General features: G+C 67.9%; 13 protein-coding genes. 5 read left to right on the top strand and 8 right to left on the bottom strand.

What is annotated here, in order from left to right; translation table 11 throughout:
- Window positions 1–211: 211 nt before the first annotated feature.
- Complete coding sequence (locus QQJ79_RS05525; RefSeq protein WP_284221920.1) at window positions 212–382, top strand: hypothetical protein; 171 nt, start codon at window positions 212–214, stop codon at window positions 380–382.
- 133 nt (window positions 383–515) lie between these two features.
- A complete protein-coding gene (locus QQJ79_RS05520) occupies window positions 516–866 on the top strand; it encodes a DUF1428 domain-containing protein (RefSeq protein ID WP_284221919.1) in 351 nt (116 codons plus the stop codon).
- Here the strand turns inward: QQJ79_RS05520 and QQJ79_RS05515 are convergent, their stop codons facing one another.
- The 3 genes from QQJ79_RS05515 to dnaG all read right to left on the bottom strand — a co-directional run bounded on the left by QQJ79_RS05515 (window position 867) and on the right by dnaG (window position 5813).
- Complete coding sequence (locus QQJ79_RS05515) at window positions 867–1607, bottom strand: extensin-like domain-containing protein (protein ID WP_284221918.1); 741 nt, start codon at window positions 1605–1607, stop codon at window positions 867–869. It abuts the gene before it with no gap.
- Between the two features lie 310 nt (window positions 1608–1917).
- Window positions 1918–3876, bottom strand: a complete 1959-nt coding sequence (gene rpoD / locus QQJ79_RS05510) for an RNA polymerase sigma factor RpoD (RefSeq protein WP_284221917.1) — start codon at window positions 3874–3876, stop codon at window positions 1918–1920.
- 71 nt (window positions 3877–3947) lie between these two features.
- Entirely contained in the window at window positions 3948–5813 is a 1866-nt protein-coding gene (dnaG, locus tag QQJ79_RS05505; protein WP_284221916.1) for a DNA primase, read from the bottom strand.
- Window positions 5814–6036: 223 nt separating this feature from the next.
- Here dnaG and QQJ79_RS05500 point away from each other — a divergent pair, with 223 nt between their 5' ends.
- A complete protein-coding gene (locus QQJ79_RS05500) occupies window positions 6037–6303 on the top strand; it encodes a hypothetical protein (protein WP_284221915.1) in 267 nt (88 codons plus the stop codon).
- Between the two features lie 69 nt (window positions 6304–6372).
- On the opposite strand, the gene QQJ79_RS05495 is transcribed toward QQJ79_RS05500, so the two are convergent.
- From QQJ79_RS05495 to QQJ79_RS05475, 5 genes are all read right to left on the bottom strand, one after another.
- Window positions 6373–7593, bottom strand: a complete 1221-nt coding sequence (locus QQJ79_RS05495) for an acetyltransferase domain-containing protein (protein ID WP_284221914.1) — start codon at window positions 7591–7593, stop codon at window positions 6373–6375.
- 68 nt (window positions 7594–7661) lie between these two features.
- A complete protein-coding gene (carA, locus tag QQJ79_RS05490; RefSeq protein ID WP_284221913.1) occupies window positions 7662–8822 on the bottom strand; it encodes a glutamine-hydrolyzing carbamoyl-phosphate synthase small subunit in 1161 nt (386 codons plus the stop codon).
- A 46-nt stretch (window positions 8823–8868) separates the two neighbouring features.
- Window positions 8869–10179 carry an amino acid permease gene (locus tag QQJ79_RS05485; RefSeq protein WP_284221912.1) on the bottom strand — a complete coding sequence of 437 codons (1311 nt, stop codon included), beginning with the start codon at window positions 10177–10179 and terminating at the stop codon, window positions 8869–8871.
- Entirely contained in the window at window positions 10176–11174 is a 999-nt protein-coding gene (locus QQJ79_RS05480; protein WP_284221911.1) for an aromatic ring-hydroxylating oxygenase subunit alpha, read from the bottom strand. Before QQJ79_RS05480 ends, QQJ79_RS05485 begins: the two co-directional genes overlap by 4 nt.
- Window positions 11175–11217: 43 nt before the next feature.
- Entirely contained in the window at window positions 11218–12033 is an 816-nt protein-coding gene (locus tag QQJ79_RS05475; RefSeq protein WP_284221910.1) for a hypothetical protein, read from the bottom strand.
- A gap of 183 nt (window positions 12034–12216) precedes the next feature.
- On the opposite strand from QQJ79_RS05475, the gene QQJ79_RS05470 reads away from it, so the two are divergent.
- Together QQJ79_RS05470 and QQJ79_RS05465 are read left to right on the top strand one after the other, a co-directional pair.
- Entirely contained in the window at window positions 12217–12921 is a 705-nt protein-coding gene (locus tag QQJ79_RS05470) for an HAD family hydrolase (protein ID WP_284221909.1), read from the top strand.
- Window positions 12922–13163: 242 nt separating this feature from the next.
- Window positions 13164–16445: a TonB-dependent receptor domain-containing protein gene (locus QQJ79_RS05465; protein ID WP_284221908.1), complete on the top strand. Its 3282-nt coding sequence runs from the start codon at window positions 13164–13166 to the stop codon at window positions 16443–16445.
- Window positions 16446–16615 lie beyond the last annotated feature (170 nt).

Here is a 16615-nt window from a genome sequence, read left to right as displayed (position 1 = left end):
CGGAGACCTCCCGACCGCCGCCGCCGACATTCCGGCCCTGGTCCTGGCCGCCGTCGACGCCGCCATCGCCGGCGAGACGCTCGACGCCGCCGCCGAGACACGCGCCCGCGACGCCGGCTGGCGCTGATCTTCCCGCCCGGGGGATGAAACGGCCACGCTCCATCGTTGACGGTTCAGGGACCTCTCCCCGCGCCGCCGACGAAGACTGTTCATGGACGAGGACACACTGCGGGACCGCGCCGAGGCCTGGCGCCGCCGCGCCGCCGAAACCCATGACCTTCGCGAGCGCGCCGCCAACCTGATGATCGCCGCCCACTACGAGGCCCTGGCCGACCTCATGGCCGCCCGCGGCCGCCGGCCCCTTCCCGAAATCGAGGATTGAGGCCAATCTGGCCGCCGGTCCTCGCCGGGCTCAAGCAGCGAGGGACCGCGTCCCGAGCGTTAGCCCCACCAATATGGGTCAAGCAGCGAGGGATCGCGTCCCGAGTGTCGGCCCCCACAGCGGAGCGTCAAGAATGCCTTTCCTCGACATCACCGTCATCCCTGTCCTCACGGCCAACAAGGCGGCCTATCTGGAGCACTCCCGCAAGATGACACCCATCTTCAAGGAGCACGGCGCCCTGTCGGTCACTGAATGCTGGGGCGAGGATGTCCCGGACGGCAAGGTCACCGACTTCAAGCGCGCCGTCGCCCTGCAGGATGGGGAAAGCGTCGCTGTCGGCTGGATCACCTGGCCCGACAAGGCCGCGCGGGACGCCGGCTGGGAAAGGATGATGCAGGACGAACGGATGATGGGCGGCGCCGAACCGCCGTGGGACGGCAAGCGCATGATCTTCGCGGGATTTGAAGTCATCGCCCAGGACTGATCATCGGCAGAAGCGGGTGTCCGTCGCTTCCAGATGCAGATGGTCGCGATGCACCGCATTGTAGTCAGGGCTCAGCACGGTGCCGAATATCCGGCAGGCATCGTCGCGGATCCGGCGGAGGAAGCGCGCCTCGGGACTGTCCCCGCTCCAGTCGTCCGCTACCGCGACGCGCCGCCCGTCGCGCAGGCGGACGCCGGAAAAATCCAGAGCCGCCGCCTGGGAATGGGCGCTGACGCGGTTGCTGACTCCGCCGTTGTTGACCGACCGGCAGGCGTAGGCCCCCATGTGGTCGATCTGGACCACGTCCGAGCCGAGAATTTCCCGCGCCGCCGGCTCCAGCGACTGTCGCCGCCAGATGCTCAGGGCGAGCGCCGTCTGGCAGGTCATTTCGACGTCGCCCGGCGTCATGCGCGCCACCGTGCCCATGTCCGGGCCGAGGACCCCGCCGGCGCTCAGGCCGCAGGTCTCGCTGTTCGCCCGGTCGGGAACCGGCCGGAAGGTCACGCGGGCGGCCGTCAGTTGCGCCATACACTGCTGCAGGTCCGCGCCCTCGCGCGCCACGGCCGAGCGGGTCCCGCCGCCCAGCGGCAGATCGATCAGGGCCCCTACGAGCGGCGCCTCGGTGCGCGAGGGGGCGGCGGGATAACGGGCGGGGGCCGGGCGCTCCGGCAGCATGGGGCTGCAGCCCGCCAGCAGCAGGGCCGTCGAGACGGCGGTGGCGAACAGGCGGAGGGGATGCATGACGCGGAGGCTAGCTGATTCCCGCCCGGTCGGTGTCAGGCGGGGCCGGGAGGTTCATCACAAAGGACACCAAGGGTTCACAAAGGACACGACGGGACCGGGGACGGGGGCCCGGTCGAGGTTGCCTTGGCCGTCCTCGAACTGCGGCTTCGCCGCCTTCAGGGACCGACGCGGGTCCGGCTGTCTCCGTCACGCCGAACCCTTTGTGTTCTTTGTGTATTCTTCGTGCCCCTTGTGATGAACCTTCAAACCCGGCCGTCGCACGCCGCCAGAAAAAAGGGCGGCCCCTGCGAGCCGCCCCTTGTCTGTCTCAGCTGTCCAGGAAGCTGCGCAGCTTCCGGCTCCGGCTCGGATGCTTCAGCTTGCGCAGCGCCTTGGCCTCGATCTGCCGGATGCGTTCGCGGGTGACCGAGAACTGCTGGCCGACTTCTTCGAGCGTGTGGTCCGTGTTCATGCCGATGCCGAAGCGCATGCGCAGCACGCGCTCCTCGCGCGGCGTCAGGGACGCCAGCACGCGGGTGGTGGTCTCGCGCAGGTTCGACTGGATGGCCGCGTCGATGGGCAGGATGGCGTTCTTGTCCTCGATGAAGTCGCCCAGATGACTGTCCTCCTCGTCCCCGATCGGGGTCTCGAGGCTGATGGGCTCCTTGGCGATCTTCAGGACCTTGCGGACCTTCTCCAGCGGCATGGCCAGCTTTTCGGCCAGTTCCTCAGGGGTCGGCTCGCGGCCGATCTCGTGCAGCATCTGGCGGCTGGTGCGGACGATCTTGTTGATCGTCTCGATCATATGCACCGGAATGCGGATGGTGCGCGCCTGGTCGGCGATCGAGCGGGTGATCGCCTGACGGATCCACCAGGTGGCGTAGGTCGAGAATTTGTAGCCGCGGCGGTACTCGAACTTGTCGACCGCCTTCATCAGACCGATGTTGCCCTCCTGGATCAGGTCCAGGAACTGCAGGCCGCGGTTGGTGTATTTCTTGGCGATGGAGATGACCAGGCGCAGGTTGGCCTCGACCATTTCCTTCTTGGCCTGACGGGCCTCACGCTCGCCCTTCTGGACGGTCTGGACGATGCGGCGGTAGTCGTCGATCGGCAGGCCGGCCTCGGTGGCCACGGCGGCGACGTCGCCGCGGATCTGGGCGATCTGGGCCTGTTCATTGTCGCTGAATTTGGTCCAGCGCACGCCCATTTCCTTGACCCGGTCGGCCCAGGTCGGGTCCAGCTCGGCGCCGAAATAGGACTTCAGGAACTCGGGGCGCGAGATGCCGTAGCTGTCGGCCAGGCGCAGCAGCCGGCCTTCCAGACCCATCAAGCGCTTGTTGATGGCGTAGAGCTGCTCGACCAGCGCCTCGATGCGGTGGTTGTTCAGCTTCATCGTCTTCAGCCGGCTCGAGATGCCCGCCGTCAGCGTGTCATAGGCCTTCTGGTCCTTGGCCGAGAGCACCTCGCCCTTCAGCCGGCTTTCAACCAGCTTGTCCTGCAGCTTGCGGAAGGCGCCGAAGTCGGCGGCGACCGCGTCCAGCAATTCCATGACGCCGTCGCGAAGCTCGGCTTCGAGGGCCGAGATCGACATCCCGCCGCCGTCGTCGAAATCCTCGTCCTCCTCGTCGTCCGTTTCCGGCTTGGGCTCCGCGCCCTCTTCCGGCTCCTCCGCCGGAGCGGGAATGGCGCCCGCGGGCGGCTGGTTGTGCGGCAGGGACGAGGGGTTCAGCACGCCATAGGTGGCGTCCAGATCGATGACCTCGCGCAGCAGGATGCGGTTGTTGGCCAGTTCGTCGCGCCAGACCATGATGGCCTCGAACGTCAGGGCGCTTTCGCACAGGCCCGAGATCATGGCGTCGCGGCCGGCCTCGATCCGCTTGGCGATGGCGATCTCGCCCTCGCGGCTCAGCAGTTCGACCGAACCCATTTCGCGCAGATACATTCGCACGGGGTCGTCGGTGCGATCATAGGCGGCCTTGGCCGGGGTCTCGGAGACGCTGGTCTCGGCGCGTTCGACGACCTCGCCGCCCTCCTTCTCGGTCGTCTCGGCGGCGTCTTCCTCGGCCTCGACGACGTTGACGCCCATCTCCGACAGCATCGCCAGCGTGTCCTCGATGGCGTCGGGGGTCACCTCTTCAGACGGCAGGACCTTGTTCAGGTCCTCCATCGTCACATAGCCTCGCGCCTTGGCCTGTTTGATGAATTTCTTCACCCCGGCGTCGGTGAGGTCGAGCAGCGGACCGTCGCTCTGGGCTTCGGTTTCCTGCGTCTCGGTCTGGGCGCTCATACAGTCTCTTCTCCGGGTGGGCGGCTGATCAGGCCGACCACAGAAATACAATGCGCGACGGGGTCGTAAGGTTACGAGCCCGCGCTGTCTTCCCAGATCTCTCCGGTTTTGATCGCGCGACGCAAAGCATCCCGCTCGGCTTTCAGCCTGCGGAACGCCTCATCCTGGCCCGGCATGCCTGCCGCCGAGCTCAGTGCATCTTCCAGCGCCGCCACGCGAGTGAGCGCGTCGAACGCCTGCGACCATCGGACCCTTGCTTCGGCGAGGGGCGCATTTGCGGCCAGGAAAGGCGCGCCGGACTTTGCCGCCGCCTTCTCGACCTCGCGCACTAAAGCATCATGACCCGATTGCGCCAGATGGCGACGCAAGGCCGCCGAGTCAAGGTCCTGCCCCGAGAACCGCAGCCGAACCATCTCCTGCGCCAGGCCGTCGAGGGACGCGTCTCCGAACCCGTGCGACGAAATGGCCTCGAGATGGTCGTCCATCCGTTCCGGATCGTCGATGGCGCCATGGGCGAGTGCGGCGGCGACCGGCTCGATCGAGCGGCTCAGCGACTGCATCGCCTGCGCCCCCTCGGCCGTCTGACCCAGCTTGGGCGGCGGTCCGGGCCGCCAGCGTCCGCCGGAACCCGTTGCCGGCTGACTCTGCGGGGCGCGCCGCGCCGGGAACAGCGCGTCGAACCGGTCGAACAACTCGCGGCGGTACTGTTCCGCCAGATCCCTGTCCTGAATCGCCGACGCGGCCTGGCGCAGCCGTCCCTTGAGCCCCGCGCGGCGCTCCGGCGTATCCAGCGGCTCGACCTCGGCCTCCTTCTGGAACAGCACCTCGGCGAAGGGCCGCGTCGTCGTCATCGCCTGACGCAGGGCGGGCGCCCCCTTGTCGCGCAGGATGTCGTCGGGGTCCTGACCGCCCTCCAGCAGGGCGAAGCGGAATGAGCGCCCTGATTTCAGCTGCGGCAGGGCGCGGTCGATGGCCCGGTACGCTGCCCGCCGTCCGGCCGCGTCGCCGTCGAAACACAGCACCGGCTCGTGCGAGACCCGCCACAGCCGCTCCATCTGCTCCTCGGTCAGGGCGGTGCCCATGGGCGCGACGGCGGGGATGCCGGCGCGGTGGCAGGCGATCACGTCCATATAGCCCTCGACCACCACGATCGCCTGATCGCTCCTGGACTCGGCTCCGAGGATGCGCCGCGCCTCGGGCAGACCGTAAAGGGTCGCGCCCTTGTGGAAGAGCGGGCTCTCCGGGCCGTTCAGATATTTGGCGCGGTCGTCCGGATTCATCGCTCGTCCGCCGAAGCTGACGATTCGCCCGCGCGCGTCGAGGATGGGGAACATCAGCCGGTCCCGGAACCGGTCATAGGGCTGGCCGCCGCCCTCGGGGGCGATCAGCATACCGGCCTCGACCAGATCGCCCGGCCGGGCGCCGCGCTGGACCAGGGCAGCCTTCAGTCCTTCGCGGTCATTGGGCGCATAGCCGAGGCCGAACCGCTCCCACTGGTCCTCGGGCAGGCCGCGCTTTTCCAGATATTCCCGCGCGGCCTTGCCCGGCGAACGGCGCAGATTGGCCGCGAACCATTTCTGGGCCAGGTCCATCCAGTCGGTCAGGCCCTGCTTCCTGGCCTCGCGCTCGGCCGCCTGGGGGTCCTCGGCCGGCAGGGCCATGCCCGCCTCGCCCGCCAGCCGCTGCACCGCCTCGACGAAGCTGAGCCGCTCTGTCTCCTGCAGGAAGGAGATGACGTCGCCGTGCTTGCCCGACGAGAAGTCGTGGAAAAAGCCCTTGTCGTCATTGACGAAGAAGGACGGCGACTTCTCCTTGGTGAAGGGCGACAGCCCGACATACTCGCGTCCCTGACGCTTGAGCTTCACCGTCCGTCCGATGATGTCGGACGGCCGAAGGCGGGCCTTCAGTTCTTCAAGGAAGCGGTCGTCGAAGCGCACCCGCGCCTTATAGCGCGCGACTCACGGATTTGGCCGCATTTACCTTTCGTTAACCAGAAAGGCCAAAGCGCGGCGATAACTGCCTGAATATGCGCACAGTTTTCCTGTTGAAGGGGAACTATCCACAGACCTGTGGATTAACCATCCGACCGTCCCGGAAGCGGGCGGAGTCAGTCGGGCCCGCGGCGAAGACCGCGGACCGTCCGAGAATGAAAGCCTGCCCATGTTCATGACCATCGCCCGCCCGGCGGTGGAGCCCCAAGGCCCCGACACCGTCGCCGTCCCCGGTTCCCCCGCCATTCCCGAACTGTCGCCGCGCGCCCTGCACGCCCGCCTGCTCGAGAACGCCGCCCTGCGGCGCATGCGCGGCGCCGAGCGGCTGCGGAACAACCGGCTGGAAGACGCCGACTACTGGCTGCACGCCGCGCCCGTCGCCGTCCGCAAGGCCTGCGCTCTCCGGGAAGAGAAGAGCTTCGCGCCCCTGCCTTGAGGGTGGGCCGCGGTCGTCGGCCCTCCGGGACCTCCCGGCCCGACGCGGCCTGGCGCTTCGCGCAGCTCCCTACAAATACCCCAGCCACCAGTCGCGGCGGCGGCGTTTGACGTCTTCGAACCAGCGCGACAGCGGATAGAGCATGGCCAGCACCGCCAGCCAGGCGAGATAGACTCCGGCCAGACCGAAGCCCCAGCCGGCCTCAATGGCCCGGCTGGGGTCGCCCAGCATGTTGAAGAAGGCCGACGGCGGCACGCCCATCATCGCCCCCACGACCAGCGCCAGCCCGTGGGCGAGGAAGACGTGCAGCACATAGGTGAACAGCGGCGTCCGCCCGAACGCCAGCAGCACCCGGGCCGGCAGTCCGCCCAAATGCGCCAGAAGCGGCAGCAGGGTCAGCGACACGCCCAGGGTGACCAGCACGAAGTCCAGCGAAGGCGGATATTTGCTGACGTTGATGAAGGACAGCGCGGTCCAGAGCGGCTCGGCCTGCGCCGCCCAGGGCCGCGGATCGCCGTACAGATTGGCACCGCGCACCAGGGCGAACAGGACCAGCATCCCGCCGGTCAACATGAGGATGGTCCGGGTCCTCGGCCCGTCCGCTTGCTGGAACAGGCTGCCCAGCCCGTAGCCCAGCAGCATGACTCCCAGCCAGGGCACGAAGGGATAGGCGACGAACCCGCCCAGCCCCGGGCCGAATTCCAGCGTCGCGCTCCAGACAGGGGCAAGGGCTCCGAGGTCCGGCGGGTCGACCGGGGCCAGCAGCTGATGCCCGGCGATGATCGCGACGCCCAGCGCCAGCAAGACCATCCGCGGCAACCAGATCAGCAGGGCCATGGCCAGCATCGAGGCTCCGATAGCCCAGATCACCTGCAGGAAGACGCCGCCGCCGAAGTTGAAGCCCCATGTGACCACCGTGACTTCCAGCAGGATCAGCCAGGCGCCTCGGGTCGCCAGAAAGCGGGTCAGCTCGCCCCGGCTCTTGCCGTTGGCCCGTTGCAGGAACACCGACACGCCGGCGAGGAAGACAAAGGTCGGGGCGCACAGATGCGTCACCCACCGCGTCATGAACAGCGCCGGATCGCCCGAATCCATCCCCAGCGGATCCGCGGTGAAGGCCGTCCAGTGAAAGAAGTCGCGCACATGGTCCAGCACCATCAGCGCGATCATCAACCCCCGCAGCTTGTCGATGGCGTCGATACGGGCGGCCCCGGACCGAGTCACGCCTCCGACGCCGGCGGGCGAAGCCAGGGGCGCGTCGTGCGCGGCTTCCAGAGGCTGTGCAGTCACGGCGAGTCCTCCCCCGAGGTCGGTCGCCGCATACTGCTATGGGCGTCGCCTGCGCGCCAGACGGCGGATCAGCCCTTCATCGAGTCCGCGAAACGCTGGAACAGATACAGGCTGTCGGTCGGTCCGGGCGACGCCTCGGGGTGGTGCTGGACGCTGAACACCGGGCGGTCCTTCAGGGCGATGCCGCAGTTGGTGCCGTCGAACAGGCTGACGTGGGTCTCGACGACCGCATCGGGCAGGCTGTCGCGGTCGACGGTGAAGCCGTGGTTCATCGACACGATCTCGACCTTGCCGGTCGTCAGGTCCTTGACCGGATGATTGGCCCCGTGGTGGCCCTGATCCATCTTGACCGTCTTCGCGCCCAGCGCCAGCGCCAGCATCTGGTGACCCAGACAGATGCCGAACAGGGGCGTGCCGCTGTCGACCAGCTTCCTGATCTCCGGCACGGCATAGACCCCGGTGGCCGCCGGATCGCCCGGACCGTTCGACAGGACCACGCCGTCGGGCTTGCGCGCCAGAATCTGCTCGGCCGTCGTCGTCGCCGGCACCACGGTGATCTTCGCGCCGGTCGAGGCCAGCGCCCTGAGGATGTTGCGCTTCACGCCATAGTCGACGACGACCACCGACCTGTCGGTCGCGTCGACGCGCGGATGACCTTCCGGCCAGTCCCACAGCCCCTCGTCCCAGTCGAACGACTGCAGCGTCGAGGCGTCCTTGGCCAGGTCCAGCCCGACAAGGCCGGTCCAGGCGCGGGCCTGGGCGACCAGGGCGTCGAGGTCGAACTGTCCGGACGGGTCGTGGGCGATCACGGCGTGGGGCGCGCCCATGTCGCGGATGCGGGCGGTCAGGGCGCGGGTGTCCACGCCCGCCAGTCCGACCACGCCGCGCCGCTTCATCCAGCCGTCGAAATCGCTCTCGCTGCGCCAGTTGGCCGGATCGGTCGGCGCGTCGCGGAAGATCGCGCCCCGCGCCGAGGTGTCCGAGCCGCCGCCGATCTGTTCAATGTCCTCGACATTGGTCCCGGTGTTGCCGACGTGCGGAAAGGTGAAGGCGAGAATCTGGCTCATGTACGACGGGTCGGTCAGGATCTCCTGATACCCGGTCATGGCGGTGTTGAAGACCACCTCGCCAAGGGCCGAGCCCACGGCGCCGCAGCCGATGCCTTGCAGGATGGTGCCGTCCGCGAGCGCGAGCACGCCGGTGACGCCGGGGAGGAGTTGGGTGGTCATGGGGCGCTCTCTATCACCGAATCCCGGCGAGCAAACGGCGCGTTTGCTAGTGAGCCGCCGCCGCCGGGTCAACCGGGTTGGCGGGCTTGCCCCGCATGAAGGCGAACCAGGCCCCGCTGGTGATGACGAAGAAGATCGCCGTCGGCAGGATGTAGCCGGGCGCCGCCGCGGCCACGGCGGCCGTGGCGAACAGCAGGCCCAGCGCCGCGATGAACCGCGCCCGGGTCCACCGCGCCAGCCGGAACAGGGAGGCGGAACACAGGCCGTAGACCACCAGGCTCAGCACCGAGGTGACGCCCACCAGCATGCCGAACTGGCCCCCCAGGGTCGGCTGGCCGGACAGTACGGCCACGATGCTCATGATCGCCCCGCCCAGCAGCGGGTTGACGATCGGCGTCCGCTCGCCGTGACCGAAGCCTGACGGCAGATAGCCGGACCGCGCGGCGGCCCGCGCCGTCTCTCCGCCCAGCATCACCCAGCCGCTCAGCGTGCCGACCGCCTTGATCACGGCGCAGGCCGCGACCGCCGCGCCGATCGAGGCCCCGAACACCCGCGCCGTCAGATCCGCATAGGGGCTGGAGGATTCCGCCAGAACGCCTGCCGGGATCACCCCGAACACCGCCACGCTCGCCGCCACATAGACGAGCGAGGCCAACAGAACGCCGGCGATCGAGGCACGGCCGACGTCGCGCGCCGGATTGCGGACGCGGGCGGACAGGACCGCCGCCGTCTCCACGCCGAGGAAGGCCCAGAAGATCACGGCCAGGGACGCGGGCACGCTTTCGGCCAGGCTGTTCCCCGACGGGCTCCAGGAGGCCGCGAAGGTCTCCCCGTTGAAGGCCGAGATTCCGGCGGCGACGGCGATGACGAGGGGGACAAGGCCGATGACCAGGGCAAGGGCCGCGAACCGCGACGCCGCCCGCGCCCCGAGGATATAGGCGCCCGTCGTCAACCAGATCAGGCCGAGGTTGCAGAACGTCGCCGCCACCGGCTCCTTCAAGACGGGGAAAAAGAAACCGAGATAGCCCGTGGCCGCCACAGCGATGGCGACATTGCCGACGAGGCAGGCGGTCCAGAAGGCCAGCGCCGTCTGGAAGCCGAAGAACCGTCCCAGACCCCGTTCGGCGAAACCCGACAGGCCGTCCGCGTCCGGCTGCAGCCGTCCCAGGGCCGCGAACACCAGGGCCAGGGTCACGGCTCCCAGCCCGGCGACGCCCCAGCCGACCACGCTCGACGACCCGACCGGCGCCAGGGTGGCGGGCAGCAGATAGACGCCCGAACCGATCATGTTCCCCGCCACGACCAGGGCGGCGAGACCCCAGCCCAGCTTGTGCCGGTCTTCGACGACGTCGCTCATGGATGAACCTCCGCGATCCGCGACTGGAACCAGGCCAGGGCGATTTCGTGATTGGGGCTGAGCACGCCGCGATCATAGGCGCCCGCCGACAGATTGCGCTGCACCGCCTCGCAGATGGCGGCGTCCTCTGCCGTCAGCCGGTCCGACGCGGTCAGGGCCTCGCCCAGCGCGCCTTCGCCGCCGTCGTTGAGGAACAGATAGTCCAGCCGCGTCCGGCCCGGCCCGACCGGCGTCATCCGCTCGATCATGGCCCCGTCGCGATAGACGTTGATGCCGAGGTTGGGCCACAGCCAGCCCCAGACGCCCGCCTGCGGCCCGTCATTGACCCCGACCGCCTCCTGCACCACCAGATCGCCCTCGACCCGCACCCGGTACTCCGCCGCGCCCAGTTCATCGGCCAGCACCGGATGGACCGAGCCGATGTGGTAGCCCTCGAGATAGTTCTCGGCATAGGTCTTCCAGTCACAGGCCAGATCGTGTGCGCGGCGCAGCGCCGGCGCGGGGATCTTCAGGCCTCGTCCGGCCAGCAGAGCCTCCAGCGGGGCGACATGATCGGCCAGCGGCCGGGCTTCCCCGTCCATCGTGGCGAAGACCAGCCCGCGCCAGGTCTCCAGCCGCAGGGCCAGCAGGCCGAATTCGCGCGGATCGAACCCCTCCGCCGCGCCGAATCCCGTCGCCGCCCTCAGCCGTCCGTCCAGCGCATACCGCCAGCCATGATAGGCGCAGACCAGTTCGCCCCCGCAATGCCCGCTCGCGCCCGTGACCAGCGGTCCAGCCCGGTGGCGGCAGACGTTGTGGAAGGCTCGCAGCGCGCCGTCCCTGCCCCGAACCGCCAGCAGGCGATGCCCCGCGACGTCGGTCGCGATCCAGTCGCCGACAGCGGGCGCCTCTGCTTCATGGCCGAGGAACAGCCAGGCCGTTCCGAACACGGCGGAACGCTCGCGCGCCCAGGCGTCGGGACAGCCGTACAATCGGGCGGGAAGCGTGGCCTGCATGGCCGGGATCAAGGCCCCGGCCCGCCCTTCCCGTCAACCGATCTCAGACCGTGATCGCATCCATGCCGGCGAAGACGGCGTGGGTGGCGCCGGCGGCCTGGGCCGCCAGACCGCGATCGGGCCGCAGGTTCAGCAGCATGACCTGCGGACAGGCGTCGCGCGCGACGCCGATCAGCGCCGCGGCGTCCAGCCACTCTCGCGGGCTCTCGTGGGCGACGCCGGCGAAATCGATGGCCAGGCATCGGGCGCGCACGTCCGCCAGACGCCGGGCCGCCCCGGCGTCCGGCGCGATATGCAGGATGACGCCCAGGGCCGAGGTCTCGAAATGGGCGATCGCTTCGTCGATGCTCTCGGGCGGCGCCTGCTCCAGCCCGCCCATGACCTCGACCAGCAGGGCGCCCGGCGCGGCGCCGTGCTGAAGCTCGGTGCACAACAGGGCGAACCGCCCCCCGCTGGAGGCCACCGTGCGCCAGAACGCCGGCAGGACGCCGCTGTCGTCCGAGCCGAGGTGCAGAAGATCGAGACCGTGGCTCAGCGTCTGCAGGTCGATCCGCTTCAGGTCCGTGGGCTCCAGCGTGCGGCGACCCAGCGCCGCCAGCGCCGTCTCGCCGCCCCGATGGCGCACCGTGCGGCGAATGCGGCGGCTGACCGGGACGGAGAGGCTCAGGTCGAACACGGGCTGGGCGGCCAGCGTCACCGTCAACTCGCGGCGGGCGCGGGTCAGAAGGGTGAAGGTCAGGCTCTCATAGGGCGCGGCGTAGGATCGGCGCTCGCCGAGCGGCGCCCGCAGCGGATCGCGCGCGTATTCAGCGTCTGTGGAGCCCTGGGCAAGATGGGCTTCGCCCCCGATACGACTCATGACCGCTTCTCCAAGCCGGTCCAACACGATCCCCCTCGCCCTTCCATTTCGCGCCTCAATCAGAAAACACATCGCTCACGAACATGGTCAAACACCGTTGACCATGACCCGTCCCGATCTGGCGCCGTCCGACCTTTGGCTGGCGGCTTGCATCCTCCGGCCCGCATGGGCCAGGAAGCCAGCATGAGCATCACCACGGTCGGCCTCGATGCCGACGACACCCTCTGGCACAACGAGACCATCTTCCGGCTGACCCACGACCGGTTCGTGGCCCTGCTCGCCGACCATGCCGATCGCGATACGCTGGAGGCACGGCTGGCCGAGACCGAGAAGCGGAACCTGCGGCTCTACGGCTACGGGGTGAAGGGCTTCACCCTGTCGATGATCGAGACGGCCATGGAACTGACCGGCGGCGAGGCGCCGGCCTCGGTGGTACGGGAAATCCTCGCCGCGGGGCGAGAGATGCTGGCCCACCCGGTCGAGACCCTGCCCGGCGTGGACGAGGCCTTGGCCGCCCTGTCTGAGCGGTATCGGCTGGTGCTGATCACCAAGGGCGACCTGCTGGATCAGGAACGCAAGCTGGCGGCGTCCGGACTCGGCGACCTGTTCGCCGCCGTCGAGATCGTCTCGGAGAAGGATCACCGGACCTACGACCGCGTCTTCGCCCGCCACGGCACCGGCGCGGATGAGGCCGTCATGGCCGGCAACTCCATGAAGTCGGACGTTCTTCCCGCGCTCGAGGCCGGCGCCTTCGCCGTCCACATCCCCTACGTCATCACCTGGGCCCACGAACTCGCGGATGCGCCCGAGAACCACGCCCGTTTCGGTGCGCTAAATGGCATCAGCGAGCTGCCGTTCTGGATCAGGCAGCGCTCTGGAGATGATTGAGAGAACAACAGTCAACAAATAACAGCGAGATTTCAATATATCGGTGACCGTAACGACACTGTGAAAGAATAACGTCGTGATTTCGTAAGATTATTTATTGCACCGCTTGACCGACACTTCTGTGTTGGGTTTGTGGCGACCGTCTGACTGGGGAGGGGCAGACATGTGTCACTCTCAAGTACGGGTCAAAAATGATTGTTATGCGTAACCGCCTTCTAGCCTCGACTGTGCTTGCAGGTTTGATGGCTGTTTCCTCTCCCGCATGGTCCCAGACTGCGCCCCAGGAACCCCTGAACACCGCCCCCGGCGCGGCTGACGCCCAGGACGATTCTTCCGAACTTGACGAAGTCGTGGTCACCGGCTCGCGCATCCGCCGCGACCCGACCAATTCGCCGACCCCGCTGATCCAGGTCCAGCGCGAAGACCTGCTGAGCACCGGCCAGACGACGGTGATCGACTACCTCGCCACCATTCCCGCCCTGTCCAACTCGGTTGTCCCGTCCGACACCACCGGCAGCGGCCTCGGCGACGGCGGCCTCTCACTGCCCAACCTGCGCAGCCTCGGCTCGAACCGCACCCTGACCCTCGTCGACGGTCGCCGTCACGTTGGTTCCAGCGGCGGTCAGCTGTCCGTCGACGTCGACACCATCCCGCGGCTCCTCATCGAGAACATCGAGATCGTCACCGGCGGCGCCGCCTCGGTCTACGGCGCCGACGCCGTCTCGGGCGTGCTGAACTTCATCCTGCGCAAGGATTTCGAGGGTCTCGAGATCGACGCCAACTACGGCATGATCAACCAGGACGGTCAGGCCAACAAACGCATCTCCATCCTCGCGGGCACGAACCTGCTCGATGATCGCCTGAACCTCTATGCGCACGGCGAGTACGAACAGGTCGACGAAGTGACCTCGCTGGACATCGACTGGCTGGAAGACGCGCCGGTCCTGCTGGGCGTTGACGCCGACCCGACCTCGGCCCGCAGCGACGGCATTACCGACGTGCGCCTGTACTCGGGTGTGAACCGGATCGACCGGCCGCGCTGGGGACAGACCACCCTGGCGACCGTGGCCCAACCCAGCCCGCTCAACGATCCTGACGTTCCCTACGCCAACTGCTTCCCGGGCGGCTTCTTCTCGTACAGCGCCAACTGCTTCGGCGTTCAGCCGGGCCGGACCTACTACTACGACGGCACGACCGCACGTCTGGCGAACTTCGGCGAGCGCGTGGGCGAGACCGGCATCAACCGGCCCTTCAACATCGGCGGCGACGGCGAAAACCCGGCGGAGTTCTCCACCGGATCGCGCGTGCCCCGTTCGGAATCCGCCCGCTTCCAGGCCGGTATGAATTTCGAGATCACGCCGGACATCGAGTTCTACGCCGAGGCCAAATACGTCACCGAAGAGACCTTCGACCTGTCGCAGCCGACCTTCTACGACATCGATCTGGATAACTCGTACTCGGCCAACGAGGTCAATCCGATCTACAGCGTCGCCAGCTTCGACCTTCGCTGGACTGACAACGCCTTCCTGCCGGCCAACGTCCGTAATGCGATCGCCACCAACATGGTGACCCCCTACACCCAGCCCACGGCGACCACTCCGGGCCAGCCGCTGGCTCCCTTCCTGTTCCAGAACGCGCGTCACAGCATGTTCGGCCCGGACCGCACGCAGGAGAACACGCGGGAACTGACCCGCTATGTCGCCGGCTTCCGCGGTTCGTTCGACCGGCTCGCCTTCGTCAACAACATCGATTGGGACATCGGCTACACCTACGGCGAGGTCGAGGTCGAAAACCTCGAACGCGGCACTGACAGCCAGCGCTTCGCCCTGGCCGCGGATGCCGTGGTCGACACCGCCGGTGAAGTAAACGGCCGCCCCGGCGAGATCGTCTGCCGCGTCCAGCTGCTGGCCGACCGGAACTCGCCGTTCCTGAACGACGCCACCACAGGCGGCGACTTGCGTGACACCGACTATGGCCGTCGCTCGATCAGCGAGTGCGCCCCGCTGAACGTCTTCGGCAAGGGCAATCAGTCGGAGCAGGCGCTGGCCTATATCGACGCCGTCGTCGGCGTCACCGAGCGCAACGAGCAGGAGCAGGCCATCGCTTCGGTCTCGGGCACGCTCTGGGACTTCTGGGGCGCCGGTCCGATCGGCGTGGCCCTCGGCGCCGAGTACCGGCGTGAAGCGACCTCGGCCACCGGTCGCGATCGTGACACGGCCGGCCGTGGCTTCCTGTTCCTGAACACCGGCCCCGACTTCGACGAGGCCGAGTACACCAGTGAAGAAGTGTTCGGCGAGCTGTCCGTGCCGCTCTTCCGCGACAGCTTCGTGGGCGAATACGCCGAGCTCAGCGCCTCCTACCGCTATGCCGACTATTCGACCGTCGGCGACGTGGACGTCTATGGCGTGAACCTCGTGTATCGCCCGATCCGGGACATCGCTTTCAAGACGAGCTTCAACTCGTCGGTTCGCGTTCCCGATCTGGCCGAGAATTTCTCGCCGTTCAGCCAGACCTTCCTGAACGGGTTCGTCGATCCTTGCGCCACCCTGAGCATCGCGGCCCAGGACACGGAGACCCAGGCCAACCGGGTCGCCAACTGCACCGCCCTGGCCCAACAGCAAGGCCTGACGTTCGACTTCGCCGGCGCGACCGCCACCAACGCTGACGACTTCAACCCGGTCTACACCTCGGGCATCGCCGGCGTGCTGGGCGGCAATCCCAACCTCCAGCCCGAAGAGTCGGACAGCTTCACCTTCTCGACGGTGCTGCGCCCCCGCTTCTTCCCGAACCTGTCGCTGGTCCTCGACTATTACGAGATCAAGATCGATCAGGTCATCGCCTCGGTCTCGGCCGGGACGGCGGCGGCGAACTGCGTCAGCGGCGAGTCGCTGAACACAGCCGCCTGCTCGACCATCTTCCGCAACAACCCGAACATCCCGTTCGGCGTCGGCGCACCGCTGAACGATCCCGTCGGCGGCTTCATCGAGGGCTCGATCAACTACGCTTCGCTGGAGACCCGCGGCCTCGACTTCACCGCCAACTACGCGCTGGACATCGAGGAAACCTTCGGACGCAACTGGGGCCGCATCAACTACTCGGTGGGCGGCCTGTGGCTGATCGACCAGAAGCAGTTCCTGAACGCGGACGATCCTGCCGATTCGACCGAGCTGGCTTCCAGCCTCTACTACCCGCGCGTCCGGCTGACTTCGTCGTTGACTTGGGAGCCGAGCGACGTCTGGAGCGTGAACTGGACCGCGGACTGGCAAACAGCCCAGGACATCATCCAGACGCGTGACGCTGTGACCAACGCCGACCAGCGGCCGTACGACCAGTTCGAGACCGGCAACTTCACGCGCCACGACTTCACCGTCCGGTGGAACGTGCGTGATGACCTCTCGGTCCGCGCCGGTGTGGTCAACGCCTTCGACGCCGAGCAGGCGCCCTATCTGGGCACCACGCTCTATTCGAACTTCGACCCCTACGGCCGCCGCTTCTTCGTGGGCCTGAACTGGCGTCCGTTCTAATCTGACGCCACGACGACAGTGAAAGGGCGGCTCGCAAGGGCCGCCCTTTTTCGTTCGGGGTCAGACGGCGCTTGCTCTCCCGCCCGCCCGTCTTTAGACGGGCCGCTTAACCGACAACCCGACCGGCCCGCACGGCGTCACAGCCGCTGGCGGGTTCGCGCGCGCAAGGA

It is taken from the genome of Brevundimonas denitrificans (assembly GCF_030160755.1).
GTDB classification, from domain to species: Bacteria; Pseudomonadota; Alphaproteobacteria; order Caulobacterales; family Caulobacteraceae; genus Brevundimonas; species Brevundimonas denitrificans.
The sequence above is the reverse complement of the archived record's forward strand: the minus strand, read 5'-3'. Positions and strand labels throughout refer to the sequence as shown.

What these genes read in the sequence shown, in the direction of transcription:
- QQJ79_RS05500 (WP_284221915.1), top strand. Translation starts at nt 6,037, where the DNA reads ATGTTCATGACCATCGCCCGCCCGGCGGTGGAGCCCCAAGGCCCCGAC.
- QQJ79_RS05475 (WP_284221910.1), bottom strand. Translation starts at nt 12,033, where the DNA reads ATGAGTCGTATCGGGGGCGAAGCCCATCTTGCCCAGGGCTCCACAGAC.
- carA (WP_284221913.1), bottom strand. Translation starts at nt 8,822, where the DNA reads ATGACCACCCAACTCCTCCCCGGCGTCACCGGCGTGCTCGCGCTCGCG.
- QQJ79_RS05515 (WP_284221918.1), bottom strand. Translation starts at nt 1,607, where the DNA reads ATGCATCCCCTCCGCCTGTTCGCCACCGCCGTCTCGACGGCCCTGCTG.
- QQJ79_RS05520 (WP_284221919.1), top strand. Translation starts at nt 516, where the DNA reads ATGCCTTTCCTCGACATCACCGTCATCCCTGTCCTCACGGCCAACAAG.
- QQJ79_RS05525 (WP_284221920.1), top strand. Translation starts at nt 212, where the DNA reads ATGGACGAGGACACACTGCGGGACCGCGCCGAGGCCTGGCGCCGCCGC.
- QQJ79_RS05480 (WP_284221911.1), bottom strand. Translation starts at nt 11,174, where the DNA reads ATGCAGGCCACGCTTCCCGCCCGATTGTACGGCTGTCCCGACGCCTGG.
- QQJ79_RS05465 (WP_284221908.1), top strand. Translation starts at nt 13,164, where the DNA reads ATGGCTGTTTCCTCTCCCGCATGGTCCCAGACTGCGCCCCAGGAACCC.
- QQJ79_RS05485 (WP_284221912.1), bottom strand. Translation starts at nt 10,179, where the DNA reads ATGAGCGACGTCGTCGAAGACCGGCACAAGCTGGGCTGGGGTCTCGCC.
- rpoD (WP_284221917.1), bottom strand. Translation starts at nt 3,876, where the DNA reads ATGAGCGCCCAGACCGAGACGCAGGAAACCGAAGCCCAGAGCGACGGT.
- QQJ79_RS05470 (WP_284221909.1), top strand. Translation starts at nt 12,217, where the DNA reads ATGAGCATCACCACGGTCGGCCTCGATGCCGACGACACCCTCTGGCAC.